General features: G+C 33.1%; 19 protein-coding genes, 1 pseudogene and 1 riboswitch. Of the genes and pseudogenes, 18 read left to right on the top strand and 2 right to left on the bottom strand.

The window, feature by feature from the left end:
• Position 1: 1 nt before the first annotated feature.
• The 7 genes from ACQRC6_RS06100 (at position 2) to ACQRC6_RS06070 (ending at position 11,783) form a co-directional block, all read left to right on the top strand.
• Complete coding sequence (locus tag ACQRC6_RS06100) at positions 2–3,343, top strand: DEAD/DEAH box helicase family protein (protein ID WP_427848166.1); 3,342 nt, start codon at positions 2–4, stop codon at positions 3,341–3,343.
• A 262-nt stretch (positions 3,344–3,605) separates the two neighbouring features.
• Positions 3,606–4,523 (top strand): J domain-containing protein, encoded by a 918-nt coding sequence (locus ACQRC6_RS06095; RefSeq protein ID WP_293557110.1) that lies wholly within the window; start codon positions 3,606–3,608, stop codon positions 4,521–4,523.
• A 19-nt stretch (positions 4,524–4,542) separates the two neighbouring features.
• Positions 4,543–7,122 (top strand): ATP-dependent chaperone ClpB, encoded by a 2,580-nt coding sequence (gene clpB, locus ACQRC6_RS06090; RefSeq protein ID WP_427848165.1) that lies wholly within the window; start codon positions 4,543–4,545, stop codon positions 7,120–7,122.
• A 179-nt stretch (positions 7,123–7,301) separates the two neighbouring features.
• Positions 7,302–9,020: an S-layer homology domain-containing protein gene (locus ACQRC6_RS06085; RefSeq protein ID WP_427848164.1), complete on the top strand. Its 1,719-nt coding sequence runs from the start codon at positions 7,302–7,304 to the stop codon at positions 9,018–9,020.
• A gap of 125 nt (positions 9,021–9,145) precedes the next feature.
• Positions 9,146–9,312, top strand: a riboswitch (Lysine riboswitch).
• A gap of 100 nt (positions 9,313–9,412) precedes the next feature.
• Positions 9,413–10,267: a transporter substrate-binding domain-containing protein gene (locus ACQRC6_RS06080; RefSeq protein WP_427848163.1), complete on the top strand. Its 855-nt coding sequence runs from the start codon at positions 9,413–9,415 to the stop codon at positions 10,265–10,267.
• A 15-nt stretch (positions 10,268–10,282) separates the two neighbouring features.
• A complete protein-coding gene (locus ACQRC6_RS06075; RefSeq protein ID WP_427848162.1) occupies positions 10,283–11,053 on the top strand; it encodes an amino acid ABC transporter permease in 771 nt (256 codons plus the stop codon).
• A 1-nt stretch (position 11,054) separates the two neighbouring features.
• Positions 11,055–11,783 carry an amino acid ABC transporter ATP-binding protein gene (locus ACQRC6_RS06070; protein WP_293558786.1) on the top strand — a complete coding sequence of 243 codons (729 nt, stop codon included), beginning with the start codon at positions 11,055–11,057 and terminating at the stop codon, positions 11,781–11,783.
• A 166-nt stretch (positions 11,784–11,949) separates the two neighbouring features.
• Here the strand turns inward: ACQRC6_RS06070 and ACQRC6_RS06065 are convergent, their stop codons facing one another.
• Positions 11,950–12,939 (bottom strand): YeiH family protein, encoded by a 990-nt coding sequence (locus tag ACQRC6_RS06065; RefSeq protein WP_427848161.1) that lies wholly within the window; start codon positions 12,937–12,939, stop codon positions 11,950–11,952.
• Between the two features lie 235 nt (positions 12,940–13,174).
• On the opposite strand from ACQRC6_RS06065, the gene ACQRC6_RS06060 reads away from it, so the two are divergent.
• The 8 genes from ACQRC6_RS06060 (at position 13,175) to ACQRC6_RS06025 (ending at position 22,300) form a co-directional block, all read left to right on the top strand.
• Positions 13,175–14,878, top strand: a complete 1,704-nt coding sequence (locus tag ACQRC6_RS06060; RefSeq protein WP_427848160.1) for a proline--tRNA ligase — start codon at positions 13,175–13,177, stop codon at positions 14,876–14,878.
• Between the two features lies 1 nt (position 14,879).
• Positions 14,880–15,101: a YdbC family protein gene (locus ACQRC6_RS06055; protein WP_169969238.1), complete on the top strand. Its 222-nt coding sequence runs from the start codon at positions 14,880–14,882 to the stop codon at positions 15,099–15,101.
• A gap of 72 nt (positions 15,102–15,173) precedes the next feature.
• A complete protein-coding gene (gene tig, locus ACQRC6_RS06050) occupies positions 15,174–16,535 on the top strand; it encodes a trigger factor (protein WP_427848159.1) in 1,362 nt (453 codons plus the stop codon).
• A 17-nt stretch (positions 16,536–16,552) separates the two neighbouring features.
• A complete protein-coding gene (gene clpP / locus ACQRC6_RS06045; RefSeq protein WP_427848158.1) occupies positions 16,553–17,137 on the top strand; it encodes an ATP-dependent Clp endopeptidase proteolytic subunit ClpP in 585 nt (194 codons plus the stop codon).
• 8 nt (positions 17,138–17,145) lie between these two features.
• Complete coding sequence (gene clpX / locus ACQRC6_RS06040) at positions 17,146–18,363, top strand: ATP-dependent Clp protease ATP-binding subunit ClpX (RefSeq protein ID WP_427848157.1); 1,218 nt, start codon at positions 17,146–17,148, stop codon at positions 18,361–18,363.
• Between the two features lie 44 nt (positions 18,364–18,407).
• Complete coding sequence (lon, locus tag ACQRC6_RS06035; protein ID WP_427848156.1) at positions 18,408–20,741, top strand: endopeptidase La; 2,334 nt, start codon at positions 18,408–18,410, stop codon at positions 20,739–20,741.
• Complete coding sequence (yihA, locus tag ACQRC6_RS06030; RefSeq protein ID WP_427848155.1) at positions 20,728–21,327, top strand: ribosome biogenesis GTP-binding protein YihA/YsxC; 600 nt, start codon at positions 20,728–20,730, stop codon at positions 21,325–21,327. Before lon ends, yihA begins: the two co-directional genes overlap by 14 nt.
• A gap of 109 nt (positions 21,328–21,436) precedes the next feature.
• Complete coding sequence (locus tag ACQRC6_RS06025; RefSeq protein ID WP_427848154.1) at positions 21,437–22,300, top strand: DUF1002 domain-containing protein; 864 nt, start codon at positions 21,437–21,439, stop codon at positions 22,298–22,300.
• Between the two features lie 75 nt (positions 22,301–22,375).
• On the opposite strand, the gene ACQRC6_RS06020 is transcribed toward ACQRC6_RS06025, so the two are convergent.
• The gene (locus ACQRC6_RS06020; RefSeq protein WP_427848153.1) at positions 22,376–22,894 is read right to left on the bottom strand and encodes a nitroreductase family protein; all 519 of its coding nucleotides are present in this window, start codon (positions 22,892–22,894) and stop codon (positions 22,376–22,378) included.
• Positions 22,895–23,358: 464 nt separating this feature from the next.
• On the opposite strand from ACQRC6_RS06020, the gene ACQRC6_RS06015 reads away from it, so the two are divergent.
• From ACQRC6_RS06015 to ACQRC6_RS06005, 3 genes and pseudogenes are all read left to right on the top strand, one after another.
• Complete coding sequence (locus tag ACQRC6_RS06015) at positions 23,359–24,021, top strand: S-layer homology domain-containing protein (RefSeq protein ID WP_427848152.1); 663 nt, start codon at positions 23,359–23,361, stop codon at positions 24,019–24,021.
• Positions 24,022–24,152: 131 nt separating this feature from the next.
• Positions 24,153–24,597: pseudogene (locus ACQRC6_RS06010) on the top strand (transposase); the annotation flags it as partial.
• Positions 24,598–24,654: 57 nt separating this feature from the next.
• Complete coding sequence (locus ACQRC6_RS06005; protein WP_320850520.1) at positions 24,655–25,203, top strand: cysteine hydrolase; 549 nt, start codon at positions 24,655–24,657, stop codon at positions 25,201–25,203.
• The last annotated feature ends 164 nt before the right edge of the window (positions 25,204–25,367 follow it).

Raw genomic sequence — 25,367 nt, 5'->3', positions numbered from 1 at the left:
TATGATTAATGTTAATACTACTAGAGAAGTCATACCACAATGTTATGCCTACACCACTCCTTGCGTTTCCTACCACAAGGGCTGGACTAAAATTGGTTTTACTGAAAGAGATGTTGAGACAAGAATTAGGGAGCAAACTCAAACTGCTGGCATTAAGTACGATTTGAAGTGGCACAAGAATGCCCTTTATGAGGGAAGTTATGAGACTTTTACTGACAAGGAATTTCACGGTTATTTAAATAAACTTGGAGTAAAGAGACAGACTGGTACTGAATGGTTCGAGATTGAGCCCAATCTTGCCAAAAATTATTTTAATGATTTTAGGGAGAACAAGGGGGTCCTTGAGTCCAATGAAGACCCAATACCCTATGCACTGCGCAGTGAGCAAGATGATGCTGTAGAAAAGACAATTGAATATTTTAAAAATAATTTGCATGGGGAATTTTTGTGGAATGCCAAGCCAAGGTTTGGCAAGACTATTTCTGCCTATGACTTGTGCATGAAGATGGGCTTCAAAAATATTTTGATTGTTACTAACAGACCTGCCATTGCCAATTCTTGGTATGAAGATTATCTTAAATTTGTTGGTGCAAATTCTGGTTATTATTTTGTCAGCCATGTCGCTGCTCTCAAGGGCAAAAAACATGTCATTACTAGAGAAAAATTTTTGAATTTAGATATTGACAAGGTAAGGGGCTCTATTGAGTTTGTCAGTCTTCAAGATATCAAGGGCTCTAAATATTTTGGCGGGGACCCCAACCTAGACAAGCTAAAGGAACTTAGCAACAGGCGAGATGAAAAGGGAAATAGGATTGGAATTTTGTGGGATATTTTAATTATTGATGAGGCCCACGAAGGTGTCGATACTTACAAGACAGATATTGCCTTTGATAATATTGACAGAAATTATACTCTTCATCTTTCTGGCACGCCCTTTAAGGCTCTTGCCAATGACAAGTTCCCCCAAGATGCCATTTACAACTGGACCTATGCTGATGAGCAAAGGGCAAAGAGGGATTGGGATGTTTCAAGTGAAGAGGAAAATCCTTATTATCCTCTTCCAAAATTAAATCTTTTTACTTATCAAATGTCAGAAATTGTTAGGGATAATATAAAAGAGGGCATAGAAATTGATGGCGAGTGGGAAAATTATGCCTTTGATTTAAATGAATTTTTTAAAACTCGAGAAAATGGAAAATTTTATTATGAGAGTGATGTTGATAAATTTTTAGATGCCTTGACTTCTATGGAGAAGTTTCCTTTTTCTACGCCTGAACTTAGGAAGGAATTAAAGCATACTTTTTGGCTCATGGATAGGGTTGATTCTGCCAAGGCTATGGGCAAAAAGCTTAAAGAAAATCCTGTCTTTAGGGATTATGAAATTGTAATTGCTGCTGGCGATGGAAAGCTTGATGATGAGGAAGAGACTGAAAAGTCCTATGACAAGGTTGTAAAGGCTATAAGGGGAAATGACAAGACTATAACTATTTCTGTTGGTCAACTTACTACGGGCATTACAATTCCAGAGTGGACGGGTGTCTTAATGCTAAGCAATGTGAAGAGTCCTTCTCTTTATATGCAGGCTGCCTTTAGAGCACAAAATCCATGTCTTTTTGTGGAAGATGGAAAGACTCTTAGAAAAGAAAATGCCTATGTCTTTGATTTTGATCCTGCGAGAACTTTAACTATTTTTGAAGAGTTTGCCAATGACCTTTCTTCTGAAACTTCACGGGGTAGGGGCGATTCTGAAAAGAGAAAGTCTCAGGTTAAAGAACTCTTGAATTTCTTCCCAGTTTACGGCGAAGATGAAAAGGGTGAGATGATTCCTCTTGATGCTGAAAAAGTTTTGATTACGCCACGAAGGATTTATGCCAAGGAAGTTGTCAACTGTGGGTTTATGTCAAACTTCTTATTTAAAAACATCTCAAATATTTTTGGTGCTCCAGAGGCTGTTAAGAATATTATCGACAAGATGGACAAGGGTCGAGACTTTAAGCCTATTGATATTAATGAGAATATTGCTGATGACTTAGATCTTGATGAAAATGGAGAGGTAAATATTCCTGATGAAAAAATTATCGGCAGGTCAAGGGAAATTTTTGGCAAAAAGATATATGATGATGTAAAAAACAGTGTTGAAGATGTTATTTTTGTTCCTGCTAGGGAAGGAACTTTGACCTTTAAAGATGAGAAAAATGATATTGAGGTCTTGAAGAAGGCTTATGCTGAGCCGAGAAATAGTATTTTAATTGATGCTGTTAAGGCTGATTATGGTAGTGAAATCCAAAAGTCAACTGTTAGGAGCATTGAAAATAAGCTCAAAGATTCTACTGAAAAGATAATCCAAAAGGAATACAGCAATTGGAAAATTGAGGATAGCTTAATTAATTCAGAGAAGAATAAGAAAATTAAAGAGGCCAAAAGTTCCGCTGATGTTACAAAAATAAATGAAGAGTATGACAAGAAGATAGAACTAAACAATGAAAAGATGCTAGATGAAATTAAAAAGAAAATGGCAGATGCAGACTTGTTAAGGGGTTCTACTGAAACTATTACTCGTGAAGTGGAAACTGAAAAGAAGAGAGAGGAAAAGAAGGGCAAGGAAGACGAGATTAGGGATAATCTTAGGGGCTTTGCCAGAACAATTCCTTCATTCTTGATGGCTTATGGCTCTGAGGAAACTAATCTTATGAATTTTGATAAAATAATTCCTAATGATGTTTTTATAGAAGTGACAAGTATTTCTCTCGATGAATTTAGATTTTTGCGTGACGGCGGAAAATATTTTAACGAGACAAGCGGTAAAGAAGAAGATTTTAAGGGGCATTTATTTGACGAAATTGTTTTTGACGACGCTGTTAAAGAGTTTTTGAACAAAAAGAGAGAACTTGCAAATTATTTTGATGAGAATAATAAAAAAGATATCTTTGACTATATTCCATCACAAAAAACTAATCAAATTTTTACGCCGAAGAAAATTGTAATTGAAATGGTGGATTATTTGGAAAAGGAAAATCCTGGCTGCTTTGACAATCCAGACAAGACTTTTATTGACTTATACATGAAGTCTGGTCTTTATATTACTGAAATAGTGAAGAGACTTTATAGAAGCGACAAGATGAAGGAAATTTATCCTGACCCTAGTGAGAGGCTTAATCATATTTTTGCAAGGCAAGTCTATGGTCTAGCGCCGACGGAAATTATTTACAAGATAGCCACAAATTATATTTTAGGATTTAATGATGACATAAAAATAGAAAAGCATAATTTGAAAAAATTAGATTCTCTGAAATATGCTAAAAAGGGAAATTTAGAAAAGAAATTGGACGAGATATTTGAATAAATTTTTTAAACTGTCAGTTATTTCTGGCAGTTTTATTTTTGAGAAAATTTTTTAAAAAAATAATTAGCAGAGTACTTGCAAGAGTGCTAATGATGTTGTATAATGGAATAGTCAAAGATAGTCAAATAATTTTGATATAGCTGACAAAATTTTAAATTTAAAATTATTCATTTAATTTATAATTTATGTCCCTTTGCTTTTAATTTGGATATAATTATGTTGATAGTTAAATGAGTTTATATAGATTATGAGGAGGTTAATTTTGAAATACAAAGATTATTATGAAATCCTTGGAGTTTCTAAAGATGCAGATGAAAAGGAGATAAAGAGCGCCTACAGAAAATTGGCTAAAAAATATCACCCAGATCTTCACCAAGGCGACGATGCCGCTGCTGAAAAGTTTAAGGAAGTTTCAGAGGCTTATGAGGTTTTATCTGACAAGGATAAGAGAAAAAAATATGATACTTTTGGCTCTAATTATGATTTTAGTTCAGGTTATGATTTCGATCCTTCTCAATATGGTTACACATACACTACTGGAGGAAGTGGAGCAGATTTTTCTGATTTCTTCGAAACTATTTTTGGTTCTTCTAGATCTGGAGGCAATTTCTCTGGTGGTTTCAATATAAATGACATCTTCGGAGATTTGTCTGGAAAGGGAAGAAGAACATCAAATAAGAGTAGAAATAAGTTTGAGTCTGAACTTTCTATTTCCATTAAAGATGCCTATGAAGGCACTACGAAAAATGTGAGCTTGACATATAACAAAAAGGAATATCAAGTTGCTGTCAAAATTCCTAAGGGAATAACTCGTGGCAAGAAGATTAAGGTCAAAGGCGAGAAGTTTGGTCTTCCTGGCGATATTTTATTTAAGATAAATATTCGTGATGAGAAAGACCTTATCCTCGATGGGCTTGACATTACTAAAACTCAAAATATTTATCCATGGGATGCGGCTCTTGGCAGCAGTCAAACTGTGGAAACTTTAAGTGGTAAATTAAAATTAAGAATCCCAGAAAATTTTGTTGGAGGAAATAAAATGAGAATTCCTTCAAAGGGTTTTAAAGATTTAAAGGGAAATGTGGGAGATCTTTACATCACTTTTAACATCGTAAATCCTAAGAATTTATCTGAGAAAGAAATAAAATTATATAAGGAATTACAAAATTTAAGCAAATAATAAAAAATGAGGTGTTTTTATGAATTTTGAAAAATTTACTCAAAAATCCCTTGAAGCCGTTCAAGGAGCATATAATATTGCAAAGGAATACGGCAATCCTGAGGTAAAAGAAATTCACATCAACTACGCCCTTTTAAATGACAAAGAGGGACTTATTCCAAGAGTCTTGACATATATGGATAAAAACCCCGACATGATAAAGGCGGATGTCTTAAAGGTTATTGAAAGGCTGCCAAAACAATCAGGTGCTGAGGTTTATGCGGACTCTTCTTATAGAGAACTTTTCCAAAAGGCAGAAGATTTTATGAAAAAAATGGGCGACGAATACCTTTCTGTTGAGCATATTTACCTTGCTTTATTAAATATGAAGGGAAAGGATTCTTCTTCTATTTTCAACAAGTATAAAATTGATGCAGATGGATTTTTAAATGCTCTAAAAAAAATTAGGGGCAATCAACACGTTACCACAGATAATCCTGAAGGAACTTATGATGCACTAAAAAAATATGGTCAAGATTTAACTGAACTTGCAAGAGAGGGCAAACTAGATCCAGTAATTGGTCGTGACGAAGAAGTGCGTAATGTTATTAGAATTCTTTCTCGTAGGACTAAGAACAATCCAGTTTTAATAGGCCCTCCTGGAGTTGGTAAAACGGCAATTGCAGGTGGTCTTGCGCAAAGAATTGTGTCTGAAGATGTACCAGAAGGTCTTAAAAATAAAACTGTCTTTTCATTAGACATGGGTGCACTTATAGCAGGGGCAAAATACCGTGGCGAGTTTGAAGAGAGATTAAAAGCTGTTTTAAATGAAGTGAAAAAGTCTGATGGAAATATTATTTTATTCATCGATGAAATTCACAATATTGTTGGAGCAGGAAAAACTGATGGAGCAATGGACGCATCAAATTTGTTAAAACCAATGCTTGCTCGTGGAGAATTGCACGCAATTGGTGCAACAACTCTTGATGAATACAGAAAGTATATTGAAAAGGACCCTGCACTTGAAAGAAGATTCCAAAAAGTTTTGGTTAAAGAACCAACTGTGGAAGATACAATTGCAATCCTCCGTGGATTAAAGGATAAATACGAAATTTATCACGGAATAAGAATTTCTGACTCGGCAGTAATTGCAGCGGCAACGCTATCTGATAGATATATTACAGATAGATTTTTGCCAGACAAGGCCATTGACTTAATGGATGAAGCTTGTGCAATGTTAAGGACAGAAATTGATTCGATGCCGACAGAAATTGATGAAGTAAGAAGAAAAATTTTGCAACTTGAAATTGAAAATCAAGCTTTAAAAAAGGAAACTGACGAGGCAAGTTTAGAAAGACTTAAAAAACTTCAAGGCGAACTTTCCGAAGAAAAGGCTGAATTTGATAGATTAAAATCAAAATGGGAAGCTGAAAAGAAGGAACTTGACTCTACAAAAGACATCAAGAAACAAATTGAAGATACTAATCATGCAATTGAAGAAGCCGAAAGGAATTACGATTTAGAAAAACTTTCTGAATTAAAATATGGCGTTCTTCCAAAATTAAAGGAAGAATTAAAGAAGAGAGAGTCATCAACTAAAGACGAATCTTCCATGGTAAAGGAAGAAGTTACAGAAGATGAAATTGCCTATGTAGTAAGTAGATGGACTGGCATACCAGTTGAAAAGCTAAATAAGACTGAGAGAGAAAAACTTCTCAACTTGGAAGATATTCTCCACAAGAGAGTAATTGGTCAAGATAAGGCTATTGAAGTTGTGTCTGATGCTGTACTAAGGGCAAGAGCAGGATTAAAGGATAGAAACAAACCAATTGGGTCCTTTATATTCTTGGGGCCAACTGGAGTTGGAAAGACAGAAACAGCAAAGGCTCTTACAGAAACACTTTTCGACGATGAAAGAAACTTAATTAGAATAGATATGTCTGAGTACATGGAGAAACACTCTGTGTCAAGACTTGTAGGTTCTCCTCCAGGATATGTTGGTTACGATGAAGGCGGACAGCTTACGGAAGCGGTTAGAAGAAAACCTTATTCAGTAATTTTATTTGATGAAATTGAAAAGGCACATCCAGATGTATTTAATATTCTTTTACAAGTTTTAGACGATGGAAGACTTACTGATAACCAAGGAAGGACTGTGGACTTTAAAAACACAGTAATTATTATGACTTCAAACATTGGCTCACACTTCTTAATCGACGGAATTGGAGAAGATGGACAAATAACTGAAGATGCAAGGGAAAATGTAATGCGAGATCTTCGTGCTTCCTTTAGACCAGAATTTTTAAATAGAGTTGACGAAATAGTTTTATTTAAACCACTTCAAAGAGATGAAATTTACAATATTATTAAACAAAGCATTAAAGAAGTTGAAAGAAAGCTTCAAGATAGAGATATTAAAATCGAAGTTACAGATGCTGCCCTTGAATTTATTTTGAACGCATCTTTTAGTCCACAATATGGAGCAAGACCAGTTAAGAGATATATTGGTCACACTCTTGAAACAAAAATTTCAAAGATGATAATAAAGGGCGATGTAATGGATGGCAATACAATTATAGTTGATGTTTATGCAGATGATTTATCTGTAAGAGTTAAATAAGATTTAAAGACTTGCTATTCTTAGCAGGTCTTTTTATGTCGATAGTATTACGAATATTAAGATAATATTAAATAAGCTGAAATTATGCCCTTTATCACTTTTTTATCACAAAAAAGATTTAAACTCAGTAATATAATGTAATATAATACAAAATAGTATTTTATTTAGGAGGAAATTTAATGAAACCATATAGTAAAAAGTATTTAACACTTGCACTAGCAGGAGTTCTAGTATCGTCAATGCCAGTATCTGCTTTTGCAAATGGAGGAGCACCAGCAGCATCAGCACCTGCATCAACAACAGCAGAATCTCCAGCAGCACCAGCACCAGCACCAGATCAAGCACAACCAGGAACACAAAAAGAAGACGCTGAAAAGAAAGCAAAAGAAGACGCTGAAAAGAAAGCAAGAGAAGAATTAGAAAAAGCAAAAGAAGACGCTAAAAAAGCAAAAGAAGAAGCGGATAGATTAAAAAAAGAAAAAGAAGAAGCTGAAAGAAAAAGAAGATACGAAACTCTTTCACTTTCAAGCGTGAGATATGATGGAACATATTTGTCAGGTTATACTTCTGCAAAAGCTGACATATATATAAAGAGAGTTAGTTCAAGATATGGATACGGATATAGCTATGACAGAGGATATGAAAAAATAGGATCTGCAGATAATAGAGGAGATTTTAAAATTAAAGTAGATCTCAAAGAAGGAGAAACTTATTCTGTAATAGCAAGAGATGGATTAAATGAATCAAGAGAGGTAGAAGTTAAAAACGACAATTACAAAAACATCAAGGGCTCAAAAGTTGATGCAAGTGGTTTAAGCATTGCTGGAAGAACTTTAACAGGCTATATTAAAAATCATCCTTTTGAAAATGTAAGAGTTTATATGGACGGAAAATTACTTGGAAGCTTTAGAACTGACAAAAATTCATATTTCACAGTAACTTTAAGCGAAACTGTATACGATAGAGAACTTAAGGATTTAAAATTCTACACTGATTCAAAAACAGTTGAAAATAAAAAATTTAAAATTACAGAAGCACTTGAAGGACAAAAACTTGTAAAGGGAACTGCAAATGTAAAGGATGAAATTACTGTTTACGATGCAAGCAATAGAAAACTTGGCAGCATTACAGTAAACAATTCTGGAGTATTCACTGTATTTTTAGACAGAGCATTAATCTATGGTGAAACTATAAAAGTCGAAGCAAAAAATGAAGCAGGAGATATTACAAAGATTGAATACAAAGTTACAAAGAACGCAGTTGAAGAAGTTAAGGCAATTGCTTATATCAAGGGCTATCCAGATGGAACATTTAAACCACAAGCAAATGTAACAAGAGCAGAAGCAGCTCAAATGTTTGCTACTTTGTTAAATGGAGGAGGAGATTTTGGAACAAGCTCTGCAACAAAGTTTTCTGATGCAAGCGACAACTGGTTCTCTAAGGCAATTAATTATGTTGTTGCAAAGGGTCTAATTAGTGGATACCCAGATGGAACATTTAAACCAAATGAAAGCATTACAAGAGCTGAATTTGCACAAATGATTTCCGGATATGTTAAGAATGAAAAGAAAGTTTCTTCTGATTTCCAAGATGTTAAAGATCACTGGGCAAAGAGTGCTATTGAAAAATTATATGGCAACAAAAATGTAACAGGTTATCCAGACGGAACATTTAAGCCTAATGCAAAGATAACTAGAGCAGAAGCTGTTACTATTTTAAACTCTGTTTTTAATAGAAACACAACTAAAAATTCACTTAACAATGTAAACACTTCATCTCTTAATAAATTCTCAGATGTAAGTGAGGGATTTTGGGCTTACTACAACATTCTTGATGCAGCAAATACTCACAATAGAGAAAGACTAAACTCAACTTCAGAAGTTGATATGTGGAAATAATTTTAATGAGGCTCCCAAGGGGAGTCTTATTTATTGCAAATTTTTAAGAAAAAATTTAAAAAACACTTGACTTTTGCAAATCTCCTATATATAATTGATAAATCAATTGAATACATTGTATTGAAAAATACGATAGAGGTGCGGGCTTTATCAGTAATCTTTCGGAGCAAGACCATGCAGTGAAGAAAGATGAAAGGAAATTTCGCCGAAGTGTATTAATGGTAAGTTAATATGCTGGGCATGCAAACAATATTTGTATGACTGTCACAATATGTGGGGAGCTATCTAAAGTTAAATACTTTGTCTTATTTTATTAGACATTTTAACAGTTTGGTTTTCCAGACTGTTTTTTTATTACTTTTTATAGCCAACGAGAATTACGGAGGTATATTATGAATTTAAGAAAGAATGTAGCAAAAGTTTTATTAGTTGCAGGTTTAGCTAGCACGATGTTTTTAACAGCTTGTAATTCAAAGGGAGATGGTGGCACAGCTGCTGCTCCATCGGATTCAGGAACTTTAAAAGTTGGAATGGAATGTGATTACGCACCTTTTAACTGGACGCAAACAACTGAGAAAAACGGTTATCCAATTGCGGCTGGAGGATACGCTGGTGGATATGATGTTGAAATCGCAAAGAAAATTGCTGAGTCCATGAACAAGAAGCTTGAAATAGTAAAAACTGAATGGAATGGCCTTACTCCTGCACTTACTTCAGGAAAAATTGATTTAATTATCGCAGGAATGAGTCCAACTGCTGAAAGAAAAGAAACTATTGATTTTTCAAACACTTATTACACATCAGATCTTGTAATAGTTGTTAAAAAGGATTCACCTTATGCAAAGGCAAAATCACTTGCTGATTTTAAGGGTGCAAATATTACTGGACAACTTAACACTTTCCACTACGATGTAATTGATCAAATTGAAGGTGTAAATAAATCTACAGCTCTTGAAACTTTTCCAGCAATGATAGTTGCACTTAGAAGTGGAAAGATAGACGGATATGTTTCTGAAAGACCAGGTGCTCTTTCTGCAACTTCTGCAAATAAGGACTTAACTTTTGTAGAATTTGAAAAGGGAAAGGGATTTGAAGCATCTGAAGAAGATACATCAATTTCAGTAGGAGTTAAGAAGGGCAACGACGAACTTTTAAAGAAAGTTAATGATGCACTTTCAAAAATTTCTGAAAAAGAAAGACAAAGTATAATGGAAGAAGCTGTGGCTAATCAACCACTTGGCGAATAATTATGGGAGAATAAAATGCCAGAAAGTTTTTTTGGATGGATAGGATTTTTAATAAAGGAATATGGTTCCCTCTTTGTTGAGGGAACTATTAACACAATTATAATTGCCGTAATTGGCACATTAGTTGGGTTTTTAATAGGACTATTAATAGCAATAGTTAGAACAATAAAAGTAAATAAAAAATCTTCAGCCTTTAAAAAAGCAGTTTTAAAAATTGTAAATGCAATAATTATAATTTATATTCAAGTTATTAGAGGAACGCCAATGATGGTACAAGCTATGATGTTTTATTATGGTTCCCTTCAATATTTTAATTTGAATATGGCGGCAATGCCTTCAGCACTTATAATTGTATCTGTAAATACAGGCGCATATATGGCTGAAATAATTAGAGGCGGAATAATTTCTATTGACAAAGGTCAAACTGAAGGCGCACTTTCCATAGGAATGACTCATTGGCAAACAATGACAGAAATTGTACTTCCTCAAGCTGTTAGAAATATAATTCCATCAGTGGGGAATGAATTTATTGTAAACATTAAGGATTCATCAGTTTTAAATGTAATTTCAGTTTCAGAATTGTTCTTTATTTCAAAATCGGCAGCTGGAACTTATTTAAGATACTTTGAAGTATTTTTCATCACAGCATTAATTTATTTATTCTTAACTATTACAGTAAGTCAACTTATGAAGCTTGTTGAAAGAAAAATGGATGGAGATGGAACTTATAAAATTTATGGTTCACAATCTTCAGCAGAAGTAATAGAGTTTAAGGAAGAGGTGTGAGATGGCATATATTTTTGAAATAGAAAATTTAGAAAAAAGCTTTGGATCCAATGAAGTTTTAAAGGATATAAATTTCAAGGTGGAAAAGGGCGAAGTTCTTTCAATAATTGGTTCATCTGGATCAGGCAAGTCCACACTTCTTAGATGTATAAATTTATTGGAAGAGCCAGACGGCGGAAAAATAAAATATCACGGCGAAAATATTTTAGATTATATTTCTATAAATAATTACAGGACAAAGGTGGGAATGGTTTTTCAATCTTTTAACCTCTTTAACAACAAGACTGTTCTTGAAAATTGCGTCGTAGGACAAGTTAAAGTTCTAAAAAAATCTCGTGAAGATGCAATAAAGGTTGCAGATGAATTTTTGAAAAAAGTAGGGATGTATCCCTTTAGAGATGCAAAACCAGCATCATTATCTGGTGGACAAAAGCAAAGAGTTGCCATAGCAAGATCACTTGCAATGAATCCAGAAGTGCTTCTCTTTGACGAACCTACATCGGCACTGGATCCAGAAATGGTAAATGAAGTTTTAAATGTAATGCGTTCTCTTGCAGAGGAAGGGCTTACAATGCTTGTAGTAACTCACGAGATGGGTTTTGCAAGGGATGTATCTAACAGAGTTCTCTTCATGGACAAAGGTGTCATAGCAGAAGACGAAGATTCAAAAGAATTTTTCGCAAATCCAAAAACTAAGAGGGCAAAAGAATTTTTATCCATGGTTTTATAATTTTAATTTTAATAAATCTTTAAAAGCTCGAAAGGGCTTTTATTTTTTTGCTTTTTGTTAAAAAAGCAGCACTAAGGCTGCTTCAATTAAAATAAAAAATCTTATGAACAAGTTTTATGAAAAATTTCAAATAAAATAAATTTTCTAAATTTAAAAATCCTATAAATTACCAAATGCCAAGCAATTGTTGCATTGCTAAACTCACAAAAATTATTCCTATCCAACAAAGAGCACCTTCTACTATTGCCTTTCCTCCTTGTGAAATTAATTTTTTAATATCTGTATTAAGTCCAATTGCAGACATTGCCATTATAATAAAAAATTTTGACAAAAATTTCATTGTTGACAAGAAAGAGGATGGAAGTGGAAGTACAGTTGTGAAAATTGATGCAAGTAGAAAAAATAAAATGAATGTTGGAAAAGATTTTAACACGCTAACTTTTTCTGTATTTTCCTTTGATTTTATTATTCCAAGTACAAGTGTAATTGGAATAATTGCAAGAGTTCTCGTTAATTTCACAATTGTTGCATAATTAAGGGCGGTGTCGTCATTAAACATTGTTGACCAAGTTCCTGATGCTGCCACAACTGATGATGTGTCGTTTATTGCTGTCCCAGCCCACATTCCAAAGCCTGTGTGAGTCATGCCAAGTTTTACGCCAAGTGTTGGGAAGATTAGTGCAGCGATAATATTAAATAAAAATATTACAGAGATTGAAGTCGCAATGTCTTCGTCCTTTGCATTAATTACTGGTGCTGTTGCAGCAATTGCTGATCCACCACAGATTGATGACCCAACTCCAACTAGTGTTGCAACATCTGAATCGATTTTTAAAATTTTTGCTGTGGCAAAGGAGATTATAAGTGCAGTTGAAATTGTGGAAAGAATTATTAAAAGTGATGATTTTCCTACTACAATAATTTCGCTAAGGTTAAGACCAAATCCAAGCAGTATTACGGCAAATTGAAGTACCTTTTTTGATGTAAATTTTATTCCAGATTCAAAGGACTCTGGTCTTTTAAAGTTATTCAATATAATACCGAAAAGAATTCCAAAGACGGGTCCTCCAATTACTGGAAAGATTTTGCCTAAAAAGTAGGCACAAGTTGCAATTAAAGCTGAAAATAAAATGCCAGCTATATCTCTTTTTTTCATTATTATGTCCTCCTATGTATTTATGTGAAACAAATAGTTATTATACATGATTTTTTAAATTAGTTGTTACTTTTTCAAAAATATTCTAATGATTTTCACAAATCTAAAATTTTTCCACAAAATTGTGAAGTATTGGCGCCTTTATAGTATAATAAAAATAGTGTGCAATGAGATTTTCCATAAAACTTGTGGAAATTTATTTTATTTATTATAATACTTTTATTATGGAGGTAATATGAGATTATCAAAACTTTATATGCCAACTCTTAGGGAGGATCCACAAGATGCAGAGATTGCATCTCATAAGTTTCTTCTAAGAGCGGGTATGATTAGAAAATCTGCTAGTGGTATCTATACATATTTGCCACTTGGTTATAGATCTATTCGAAAAATTGAAAATATAGTCCGTGAAGAAATGGACAAAGCTGGTGCAATGGAAATTTTAATGTCTGCCATTCAACCAGCAGAAATTTGGAAAGAGTCTGGTAGATGGGAAAAATTTGGTCCTGAAATGTTTAAGTTAAAGGACAGAAATGACAGAGAGTTTTGTCTCGGACCTACTGCGGAAGAATATTTTACCACTCTTGTCCGCGATGAAGTTAAAAGTTATAAAGATCTTCCACTTAATTTATATCAAATTCAAACTAAATACAGAGATGAAAAAAGACCTAGATTTGGTATAAATAGAGCTAGAGAATTTTCTATGAAAGATGCCTATACTTTTGACACTTCTCCTGAAACTCTTCACATTGCTTACATGAATATGTATGAAGCATATGAAAAAATATTTGACAGATTAGAACTTGATTATAAAATTGTCGAAGGGGATAATGGTGCAATGGGCGGCACTGGTTCTCATGAATTTATTGCTCTTTCTGAAACTGGCGAAGGAGTAATTGTATATTCTGAATCTGGAAAATTTGGAGCAACTGAAGAAAAGGCTCCTGTTGAATATGTAATGCCACCACATGAAGATAAAAAGGAATTAGAAAAGGTACACACACCTAATGCAAGCACAATTGAAGAAGTTGCTAAGTTCTTAAATGTGGATGAAAAAAAATGCGCCAAGGCAGTTGACTTAATGCTTGGAGATGAACCAGTTATAGTATTTATCCCAGGAGATAGAGAATTAAATATGGCAAAGCTTGTGGCATACACTGGAGTTGCTGAACACGACATAAGAATGATGGAAGAGTCTGACATTGAAGCTATAAAGTCTAAAAAGGGTTACACTGGACCAGTTGGTTTAGATGTTAGAAAAATTTTTGACAAAAGAGTTACTGAAATGGACAATCTTGTTGTCGGTGCAAATGAAGAAGATTACCACTACATCAATGCAAATTATGGCAGAGATTTTGAGGGCGAAGTTGTAGACGACCTTCTTCTTGTATCTCAAGGCGACAAAGTGCCGGGAACTGATGAAGAATATAAATTTGCAAGGGGTATTGAAGTAGGAAATATCTTTAAGTTGGGTACAAAATATTCAGAGGCTCTTAATGCAACTTATCTCGATGAAAATGGCAAGGCAAATTATTTCTATATGGGTTCTTATGGAGTTGGTATTACAAGATCTGTAACTGCAATAATCGAACAAAATCACGATGACAACGGAATAATTTGGCCAATGGCAGTTGCTCCTTATGAAGCAATAGTTACTATTGTAAATGTAAAGGATGATGAACAAGTTGCCCTTGGAGAAAAAATTTATGACGAGTTAAAGAACAAGGGTGTGGAAGTTTTACTTGACGACAGAAAAGAAAGAGCTGGAGTTAAGTTTAAGGACAGAGACCTAATTGGTATTCCACTAAGAATTACTTGTGGCAAGAAGTCTTCTGAAGGATTTGTTGAATATTCAACTAGAAAAGAAATGGAAAATTCTGAAATTTCTTTTGAAGATGCAATAAAAAATGTTTTAAATGAAATAGAAAAGGTTAGGTAATATGAGCGATTTTAAATTTGAAATTACAGAGCACTTGGGAGTTTTATCTGAAAGTGCAAAGGGCTGGACTAAGGAACTTAACAAAGTTTCCTTTAACGACAGACCAGCAAAGTACGATTTGAGAGAATGGGATTCAAACCACGAAAAAATGTCTAAGGGTGTTACACTTAATGATGAAGAAATGGAAATTCTCTCTAAAATCCTAAAGGACAGAGGTATTTAATATATTTTTAAAATAACTTATGTTATAATATAGAGACGTTAAAAAACGCCATAGAGCGAGGAGGCAAATAAAATGGAAATTAAAAAGAAAGAGAATAACACTGTCTTTTTTGACATTGTTTTAAAAAGAGAAGATATAAAAAATGCTGAAACTGAAGTGTATAAGAAAAACAAAAAACGCTTCCAACTTCCAGGATTTAGAAAGGGTCATGTTCCAAGAAAGATGATCGAAAACATGTACGGCAAAGACGTATTTTTCGAAGATGCAATTAATGAAATTCTTCCAGGTGAATATGAAAAAGCTGTTAAAGAATTAGACCTTAAAGTTGTTGACCAACCAAATATTGACATTGATGAAGAAAGTGTAAAAAAAGAAGAAGATTTAATTGTAAATGTATCTGTCGATGTTAAACCAGAAGTTGAACTTAAAGACTACGAAGGAATAGAAATCGAAGATCCAACTCTTGAAGTAACTGACGAACTTATTGATTCTGAAGTTGAAAACCAAAGAGCTATGAACGCTAGAATTATAAATGTTGATGATAGAGCAGTAGAAGATGGCGATACTGTAAACATCGACTTCAAAGGCTCTGTTGATGGAAGTTATTTTGAAGGCGGAGAAGCTGAAAGCCAAGACCTTAAAATTGGTTCAAATACATTTATCCCAGGCTTTGAAGAACAATTAATCGGACACAAAATTGGAGAAGAATTTGACATTACTGTTAAATTCCCAGAAGATTATCATCAAAAGGATCTTGCAGGAAAAGACGCAAAATTTGAAATTAAATTAAATAGCATATCTTATGAAGAACTTCCAGAACTTGATAATGAATTTGTAAAAGATATTTCTGAATTTGACACTCTTGATGAGTTTAAAGCTGATATTAGAAAGAAAAAAGAAGAAGAATTTAAGACAACTTCTAAGATGGAAAAACAAAGAAGAGCAATTGACAAAATCGGCGAAATGGTAGATGCAGAAATTCCTGAAGCAATGATCAATACTCAAATTGACGATATGATTAGAAACTATGACCAAAGTCTTAGAGCTCAAGGCATTAGCTTCGAAGATTATATCAAGATGATTGGTCAAACTCTTGACGATTTCAAAAAGGCAATGAGACCTGAAGCAGAAAAAACTGTAAAAAATGATCTTGCTATTGAAGCACTTGTTAGAGATTTAAAGATTGAAATTACTGACGAAGAAATAGAAGAAGAAGTAAACAAAGTTGTAGAAGAGTACTTTAAAGACGACAAGGAACACATGGAAAAAATGAGAGATTATATGCTAAATCAAAATAAGGAAGTTGTAAGAGACGACCTTCAAAAGAGAAAGGCAATTGATACTCTTGTTGAAAAAGTTAAATTTGTTGAGCCTAAGGAAACTACTGAAGAAGAAATTAAAGAAGAAGTAAAAGAAGATAAAGAAGACAAATAATCAGAGGATGTGATTAAATGGCATTAGTGCCAATGGTAGTAGAACAAACTAATAGAGGGGAAAGATCCTACGATATTTACTCAAGACTTTTAAAGGATAGAATTATATTTGCAAGTGGCGAAGTAAATGATGTAATGGCGGATTTAATTGTTGCCCAACTTTTATTTTTAGAATCTGAAGATCCAAATAAAGACATTCAACTTTATATTAATTCACCTGGTGGATCTGTAAGTGCAGGATTTGCAATTTATGACACTATGAATTATATAAAGCCAGATGTATCTACGATTTGTATTGGAATGGCTGCATCTATGGGAGCATTTTTACTTGCATCAGGTGCAAAGGGAAAGAGATTTGCACTTCCTAATTCTGACATTATGATTCACCAACCTTCTGGTGGCGCACAAGGTCAAGCTAGTGACATTCAAATTAATGCAGAAAAGATTTTAAAAATTAGAAAAAAATTAAATGAAATTTTGGCTGAAAGAACTGGTCAAGATCTTGAAAAAATCGAAAGAGATACAGATAGAGATTATTGGCTAACTTCTGAAGAAGCAAAAAAATATGGTTTAATCGACAAAGTTCTAGAAAAAAGGGTTTGAGGTGAGATATGTCAAGTACAGATGAAATTTTAAGATGTTCATTCTGTGGCAAAACGCAAAACCAAGTGAATAGATTAATCGCCGGACCTAATGTAAATATTTGTGACGAGTGTATCGAGAGATGTCATACAATTTTAGAAGAAGAAATTTCTCATGAAATAGATAGGGATTTTGAACTAAAGAAACCTGCTGAAATCAAAAAAATTTTGGACCAGTATGTTATAAAACAAGAGGATGCAAAGCGTGCCCTTGCAGTAGCAGTTTACAATCACTACAAGAGGATATCTTCTTCAAAAAAAGTTAATCCAGATATTGAGCTTCAAAAGTCCAATATTCTCATGATTGGACCCACAGGTTCAGGTAAGACTTTACTTGCACAAACTCTTGCTAGACTTTTAAATGTTCCCTTTGCAATTGCCGATGCCACAACTTTAACTGAAGCTGGATATGTTGGTGAAGATGTTGAAAATATTATTTTGAAATTAATTCAAAATGCCGATTACGACATTGAGAGGGCAGAAAAGGGAATTATTTATATCGACGAGATAGATAAAATTGCAAGAAAATCTGAAAATGTATCTATCACAAGAGATGTAAGTGGAGAAGGTGTGCAACAAGCACTTTTGAAGATTATTGAGGGGACTATTGCCAATGTTCCACCACAAGGTGGAAGAAAACATCCTTCTCAAGAGTTTATTCAAGTTGACACCACAAATATTTTATTCATAGTTGGTGGTGCCTTTGACGGAATTGATAAAATCATAGAAAACAGAACGGCTAAATCATCTATGGGTTTTGGAGCTGAACTTATAGACAAAAAAGCTAACAGAGAAAATATTTTAAAGAAAGTCGAAACTGAAGATTTGCTAAAGTTTGGACTTATACCAGAACTTATTGGCAGACTTCCCGTTACTATTACTCTTGAAGAATTAGACGAAGATGCTTTAGTTGAAATTTTGACTAAGCCAAAGAATGCTCTTGTAAAACAATACAAGGAGCTATTAAAATTTGATGATGTTGAATTAATTTTTGACGACGAAGCCCTAAAATATATTGCAAAAAAGGCGATAGAGAAAAAGGCAGGGGCTAGAGGTTTAAGAGGAGTTATCGAAAACACAATTATGAATGTGATGTATGAAATTCCTTCGAGAAATGACATCAAAGCCGTTAAAATAACTAAAGAGTCTGTGGAAGGTACAGCATCTGCTGAATTAATAAAAAAATAAATATATTTAGCCGTGGTTGCCACGGCTTTTTTAGAAGGTGAAAAATGAAAAAAATTAAATTACCACTTATTCCTCTTCGAGATTTAGTAATCTTTCCACACATGGTCATGCACTTCGATTGCGGCAGAAAGATTTCTGTAAACGCAATTGAAAGGTCGGAAATGCAAGATTCAAAAATTTTTTTGGTGGCACAAAGAGAATTAGAAGTAGAAGATCCAAAGAGAGATGATCTCTTTGAAGTTGGGACTGTGGCTACTATAAAACAAATTTTAAAATTGCCTGGTGGAGTTGTAAGAGTCTTAGTTGAAGGTGAAGAGAGGGCAAAAATTTCTGATTTAGATATTACAGCGGAAATGATAGAAGCTGAAATAGAAATTTTAGAAGAAGACGAAATTGACTATACTGAAGACGATAAAGTCGAAGCAGCACTTCGCCTTGCATTAAATGATTTAGAAAATTACGCTTCCCTTGATGAAAAATTTTTTCCAGGACTTCTCTCTAATATTGCAGACACAGATGATCCATCAAGATTTATCGACACAGTTGTGGGTTATCTAAATTTTAAATTAGAAGAGTATCAGACACTGCTTGAAACGACTGATATTTACGACAGACTTGTTGCTTTTCACGAGATAATGAAAAAGGAAATTGAAATTCTTTCTATCGAAAAAAATATCAATGACCAAGTTAAAAAGAAAATGGACGATATTCAAAGGGAGTATTATTTAAAGGAACAGCTTCGTGTAATTCACAAAGAACTAGGCGATGGCGAAGACGAGGGCGAACTAACTGAAGTCTATAAGAAAAAAATTGAAGAAAAAAAACTTCCTGACGAAGTGAAGGAAAAGGCCCTTAGTGAACTAAAGAAACTTCGCAACTTAAATTCACAGTCGCCTGATTATTCAATATTGATAAATTATCTGGATTGGATCTTAGATCTGCCTTGGATGGAAGGTGGAGGAGAAAAAGTAAAGTTAAGTGATGCAAGGAAAGTTTTAAACGACGAACACTATGGGCTTGAGAATGTAAAAGAGAGAATTTTAGAATTTATCGCAGTTAGGATTTTATCCGGCGACAAAAGCAGAGGACCAATACTTTGCCTTGTAGGACCTCCAGGAGTTGGAAAGACTTCTATTGCACAGTCCATTGCAAAATCTCTAGACAAAGAATTTGTTCGAATGAGCCTTGGAGGTATCACCGACGAAGCAGAAATTAGAGGACATAGAAGAACTTATATTGGAGCACTTCCAGGTCGAATTATAAGTTTGATGAAAAAAGCAGGAAAAAACGATCCAGTATTTTTATTTGACGAGATAGATAAAATTGGAAATGATTTTAAGGGTGATCCCGCATCTGCATTACTTGAAGTTCTTGATCCAGAGCAAAATAATACTTTTACAGATAGATATATGGAGCTTCCCTTTGACCTTTCCAATGTATTTTTTATAGCAACGGCAAATACAACGCAGACTATCCCAAGACCACTTCTTGATAGAATGGAATTAATTGATATAGGTGGCTACACTCCAAATGAAAAATTAAATATTGCAAAAAAATATTTAGTATCAAAACAAATTTCTGAAAATGGCTTAAAAAAAGAAAATATAAGTATTTCTGAAAAAGCATTAAAGGACATAATTGATTATTACACTCGTGAATCTGGAGTTAGAGGTCTTGAAAAACAAATTTCAAAAATTGTGAGAAAAGCTGCGCTGAAAATTGTGGAAGAAAATTTAGATAAAGTATCTGTATCTACGAGAAATATTTCAGATTTTCTCGGTGAAAAAATTTATTTGATAAATGAAAGAGAAAAAAATTCTGAAGTGGGTTCAGTAAATGGACTTGCATGGACAGAAGTTGGAGGTACTACCCTTGTAATAGAGACAACAGTAATGCCAGGCAAGGGAAATCTAACTCTCACTGGCTCTCTCGGCGATGTAATGAAAGAATCTGCTATCGCTGCCATTTCACATATTGCATCTAATGCAGAGGAATTTAAAATTGATCCAAAATTTAGAAGTGAAAAGGACATCCACATTCACGTGCCAGAAGGTGCAGTTCCAAAGGATGGACCTTCAGCAGGAATTACTATTGCCACATCAGTTTTGTCTGCACTGACAAAAAGACCTGTTAGAAGTGATGTTGCCATGACTGGAGAAATTACACTTCGCGGCAAAGTTCTTCCAATAGGTGGTCTAAAAGAAAAACTTTTGGCAGCAGAAAGATTTGGCGTTAATACAGTAATAATTCCATCTGAAAACAAAAGAGATTTAAAGGAAATCGAAGAGGCAGCAGTGGAAAGACTTAATATAAAAACTGTTTCAACTTTTAAAGAAGTTGCAGAAATTGCAATAGGTGATTTTAATGAAGATAAGTAAAGCAGAATTAGAAAAAGTTGCAGTTTTAGAGAATCAATATCCAATTGCAAATCTTCCTGAATTTGCCTTTGCAGGAAGATCCAATGTGGGAAAGTCATCCTTTATAAATGCAATGTTGAACAGAAAAAATCTTGCAAGGACATCTTCCACGCCGGGAAAAACTAGGACGATTAATTTTTACAAAGTAAATGATGCCCTTCGCCTTGTAGACCTTCCAGGTTATGGTTACGCAAAAGTTGCAAAGACAGAAAAAGAAAAGTGGGCAGGAATAATTAATAGATATTTAGAAAATAGAGAAAATCTTTTGGAAACAATTTTACTTGTAGACATTAGACACGAACCAACGGATTTGGACAAGCAAATGTATGACTACATCATTCATTCAGGATTTTCTGGAATAGTTATTGCAACGAAAAAAGATAAAATCAAAAGATCACAAATAGATAAACAAATTTCTCTTATTTCCAAAAAACTTGGCGTTGAACATAGGGAAAATATAATCCCCTTTTCCTCAACAGAGAAAAATGAAGTGAAGGATATGTGGTTTATCTTTGAAGATATGATTAAGTTTCACGAGGACAAATAAAGGAGCTAGCTTAGCTGGCTCTTTTATTTGTCATAAAAAAGTAAACTTTCACATAAATTTTAAATAGTATTCATATACCTATGTTAAGATGTAAAAAATGGAGGAGATTATGAAAATTAGAAATAAAATAATTATGATTGGACTTTGTTTATTAATGTTTCCAACTGCAGTTTTTGCAAAATCAGGTGAAGAGATAGTAACTCTCGGTGCTGATTTAAGCGAGGCTCAAAAAAGTGAAATGCTTCGTGAGATGAAGGCTGACGAAAATGCAAAGATTATTGAAGTTACAAATAAGGAAGAATATAAATATTTAGGCGATGTGCTTTCCTCAAAGGAAATTGGCAACAAGGCAATTTCTTCTGCAATTGTAAAATATAAAAAAGCAGGCAGTGGAATAAACATTGAGCTTTCAGACAATATTCGCGTTGTAAGCGAAGGTGCATTTTTAAATGCACTTAATACAGTTGGAATTGAAGATGCAGATATTTATGTAACTGCACCAGGAAAAGTAAGCGGAACAGCAGCGCTCACAGGAATTTTGAAATCTTATGAAGAAAATACTGGCAAGAAACTTCCTGAAAAATTGAAAAAAGTTGCAAATGAAGAATTAGTTGTGCAAAGCAAACTATCTGAAGAACTTGGCGACGATAAGACTAATGACATTATATACGAAGTAAAAGACGCAATTGCAAAGAATATGCCAAAGGATGAAAAAGAAGTAAGACTAATAATTGAAACTGTAGCCAATAATTACAATATTAATTTGACTAAAAATCAAGAAGACAAGCTTGTAAATCTATTTAACAACATGAAAAACGCTGACGTAGATTGGGATAGAGTTGCTGACACTGCAGTAAAGTACAAAAATAAGGCTTCAAAATTTTTAAACTCTCCAGAAGGAGAAAAGGCTGTTGAGAATACAAAAAACTTTTTAGAAAAGTTTATCGACTTTATAGTTTCCTTATTTAAATAATTAAGAAAATTCACCTTAGGGTGAATTTTTTTGTACTATTTTTATAAAATAAAAAATCCGGAGAACCGGATTTAATTAAAATTTATTGTAGTGAACTTTTGAAGAAATATCAAATTCTTCGTGATTTTTTGTGCCTGACTTTTTGTATCCCATTGGTATTAAACATTGTGCTCTGTATGGTTTTTTAACGCCAAAGTTTTTAGCAAAATATTCTTCGTAAGAGATTTTTTCAGCTGTGTTGCCTTCTTTTACATTGACCCATGAAGATGAAATTCCTTCTTCTTCAAGTAAAAGCTGAAGATAAGCAGCTGTAAGAGAAGCTTCTTCTACCCAAGTTTTGCAAATTTCTGTATTTGCAATAACTATTACTATTGCTGGAGCTTCTTTTAGGTATAAAGTTGCGAAGGAATCCATTTGGGATAATTCTTCGATTTTTTCTTTGTCGTCGACAATTATAAATTCAACGGGATGTGAGTTTCCGTTGCTTGGTCCCATGGATGCGTACATCAAAAGTTCTTCCAATTTTTTTCTGTCAATTTCTTTATCTTTATATTTTCTAACTGTTCGTCTTTTTAAAATTATATCCTTTAACAAAATATCACCTCAACTACATTCTACCATAAAAAACATACAAAGTAATCTGTGCAAATATATTCATAATAATTTTAAATTTTAAAAACACTCATCTAAATATCAATAATAAAGCCTTTTAACAAACAAAAATATTCTCTGAAAATATTTTCATAAAAGCTTGACAAAAATAATTAAGTAAAGTATAATACAAGAGAAGTGAAAACTTCATCATCTTTTTTCTTCCCTTAGAGAACAGTTATCTATTTACATAATCTGTTCTCTTTTATTTTGCAAACTTTTAAATAAGTATATAATTCTTTTTGTGTTATAAATAATGTAAATTCTTCAATATACCACTATATAAAGTATAAAATTAGCTTATATTTCAATAATATTACAATATATATTCTTTGTAACAAAAATTTAAAATAGAATCTCTTTTAAAAAGACATTATTAAGTTATAATAATATTGAAGGTGATAAAAATGAAGATTTTTAAAAAGACTTCATTGATCATTATCTCCATAACATTGATTTTAACAAGCACTGTATTTGCAAAATCCTTTAAAGACACAAGAGGGCATTGGGCGGAATCATCTATTGATTTTATAACAGACAAGGGAATAATGTCGGGTTACAATGATAATACATTTAAACCTAACGACAATATGACAAGAGTTGAGTTTTATGCTGCGGTTAATAATTTAATTGGCTACGACAAAACTTATACAGTTACCTTTTCTGACGTAAACACTTCTGATTGGTATTATGGCGATGTAGCTAAGGGCATAAAAGCAGGCTACATTATTCCAACCACGGGAAAGTTAAATCCAGAGAGGGATATTACAAGAGAAGAAGTTGCAGAAATTCTCGGGTACGTTTATTCGCTACAACAAAAGGCAAGTGCAACTAATGAATTTGGAGACAGAGGTAAGATTGCTGAATCGGCAAGAGGTTATGTTGGTGCCTTAGTCGAAGCAGGAATACTTAGAGGTTACTCTGATGGAAATTTCTATCCTACAAGATCAATTAGGAGATCAGAAGCGGCGACGCTTTTTAGGTCGATGATTTCTAATTACAATTATCCACAAAAAAAGGCTCTAAATAATAGTAAAATTAAATTTGGAAGCAGAGATCTCTACGAATAAGGCAGGCTACTGTCTTATTTTTTTATGATAAGTTGTAAAATTAAATGCTACACTAAATAAAAAATAATAACTCATATTAGCTAACTTCGTTTAAAATGTTAATAACTACAAAAACACACAAGTCGGTCAATATAAGTAATAAATATCTCACTCTAAATGAGAAAAATAAGTTAGAGGTATTAAATTAAGAGTGATATTCTTCTAGAAGAATATCAAAATTTTAGGCTTCCATCATTCTACAAATTCAAGAGAGCTTAAAAGATGTAAAGGAGCTACAAAGCCATAGATGCTGATAAAGACAAGAGATTTAAATCATCATGTAAGGGAAGAAATACGAAACACTAATACTAAAAAAATATAGTACTAGATAAATTACATTCTAAATGGTCGCCAGAATAAATAGTTTGACTGTTTTAAAACTATATATAATTGGCTTTATTCTGGTCTTAGAGACTTCGATATTACAAACTAATAAGAGAAGTCAAGTCAAAAAAGCCTCAAGAAACTAGAGGAAAGTTTAATAATGGAACTTCTATCACCAAAAGACCAAAAGAAGTAAAGAAAGGGTATAATTTTATATTATAAACAATAAATGAATTTTATTTACAAATTATTTTAAAAGGAGAAATGAAAATGGATATTTCAAAAAGCGCTTTAATATTAATAGACTTACAAAATGGAGTAACAGCAGTTGAACTGAATCCCCACAAGGCAATACAGATTATTGAAAATGCTAATCACTTAATAAATAAGTTTAGAGAGGAAAATGGGTTTATAGTTTTTGTTAGAACTGCTTTTATTGACAATAAAGATATTTTACCTGCAGATAAAAAATTACGATCCCTATCAGATGTAAAAGAAAGTTTTGACCAAATTGATAATAGGTTAAGTATTAGACAAAATGATTATCTTGTTACAAAGAGAGGATTTAGTGCATTTTTTGGCACTGATTTAGATTTGGAATTAAGACGTCATGGTATAGAAAATCTTGTATTTGCTGGGGTTTCTACACATATAGGTATTGATACATCGGCTAAAGACGGTTACCAATTGAACTACAATATATACTTTATAGAAGATGCAATATCTGCACCAAAAGAAAAACAGCATGAATTTATAATAAAAGAAATATTTCCATTATATGGTGAAGTCATAAAAACAGAAGATTTAATATTAAATTAAAAAAATAAAAAAGTGGAATTACTAAAAAATAAATTGGAACTATTTAAGTGTAAAAAAGGTAGGTAGTGTGAAAAGTTTTGTGTATCAGCTCTCCTGATTAGGTTGAGCTGATATTTTTCATTTAATATATTCTTTGCAATAGGTTTTAAGTTGTTTTAGTTTAA

Origin of the sequence: Peptoniphilus sp. SGI.035 (genome assembly GCF_050315115.1) — a bacterium.
Lineage (GTDB): Bacteria > Bacillota > Clostridia > Tissierellales > Peptoniphilaceae > Peptoniphilus_A.
Note: the sequence above shows the minus strand (reverse complement) of the source record. Positions and strands in the feature narration are given on the sequence as shown.

Bases quoted from the DNA above. Each gene is read 5' to 3' on its own strand.
- ACQRC6_RS06100 (WP_427848166.1), top strand. From the start codon at position 2: ATGATTAATGTTAATACTACTAGAGAAGTCATACCACAATGTTATGCC.
- clpB (WP_427848165.1), top strand. From the start codon at position 4,543: ATGAATTTTGAAAAATTTACTCAAAAATCCCTTGAAGCCGTTCAAGGA.
- ACQRC6_RS06085 (WP_427848164.1), top strand. From the start codon at position 7,302: ATGAAACCATATAGTAAAAAGTATTTAACACTTGCACTAGCAGGAGTT.
- ACQRC6_RS06080 (WP_427848163.1), top strand. From the start codon at position 9,413: ATGAATTTAAGAAAGAATGTAGCAAAAGTTTTATTAGTTGCAGGTTTA.
- ACQRC6_RS06075 (WP_427848162.1), top strand. From the start codon at position 10,283: ATGCCAGAAAGTTTTTTTGGATGGATAGGATTTTTAATAAAGGAATAT.
- ACQRC6_RS06070 (WP_293558786.1), top strand. From the start codon at position 11,055: ATGGCATATATTTTTGAAATAGAAAATTTAGAAAAAAGCTTTGGATCC.
- ACQRC6_RS06065 (WP_427848161.1), bottom strand. From the start codon at position 12,939: ATGAAAAAAAGAGATATAGCTGGCATTTTATTTTCAGCTTTAATTGCA.
- ACQRC6_RS06060 (WP_427848160.1), top strand. From the start codon at position 13,175: ATGAGATTATCAAAACTTTATATGCCAACTCTTAGGGAGGATCCACAA.
- ACQRC6_RS06055 (WP_169969238.1), top strand. From the start codon at position 14,880: ATGAGCGATTTTAAATTTGAAATTACAGAGCACTTGGGAGTTTTATCT.
- tig (WP_427848159.1), top strand. From the start codon at position 15,174: ATGGAAATTAAAAAGAAAGAGAATAACACTGTCTTTTTTGACATTGTT.
- clpP (WP_427848158.1), top strand. From the start codon at position 16,553: ATGGCATTAGTGCCAATGGTAGTAGAACAAACTAATAGAGGGGAAAGA.
- clpX (WP_427848157.1), top strand. From the start codon at position 17,146: ATGTCAAGTACAGATGAAATTTTAAGATGTTCATTCTGTGGCAAAACG.
- lon (WP_427848156.1), top strand. From the start codon at position 18,408: ATGAAAAAAATTAAATTACCACTTATTCCTCTTCGAGATTTAGTAATC.
- yihA (WP_427848155.1), top strand. From the start codon at position 20,728: ATGAAGATAAGTAAAGCAGAATTAGAAAAAGTTGCAGTTTTAGAGAAT.
- ACQRC6_RS06025 (WP_427848154.1), top strand. From the start codon at position 21,437: ATGAAAATTAGAAATAAAATAATTATGATTGGACTTTGTTTATTAATG.
- ACQRC6_RS06015 (WP_427848152.1), top strand. From the start codon at position 23,359: ATGAAGATTTTTAAAAAGACTTCATTGATCATTATCTCCATAACATTG.
- ACQRC6_RS06005 (WP_320850520.1), top strand. From the start codon at position 24,655: ATGGATATTTCAAAAAGCGCTTTAATATTAATAGACTTACAAAATGGA.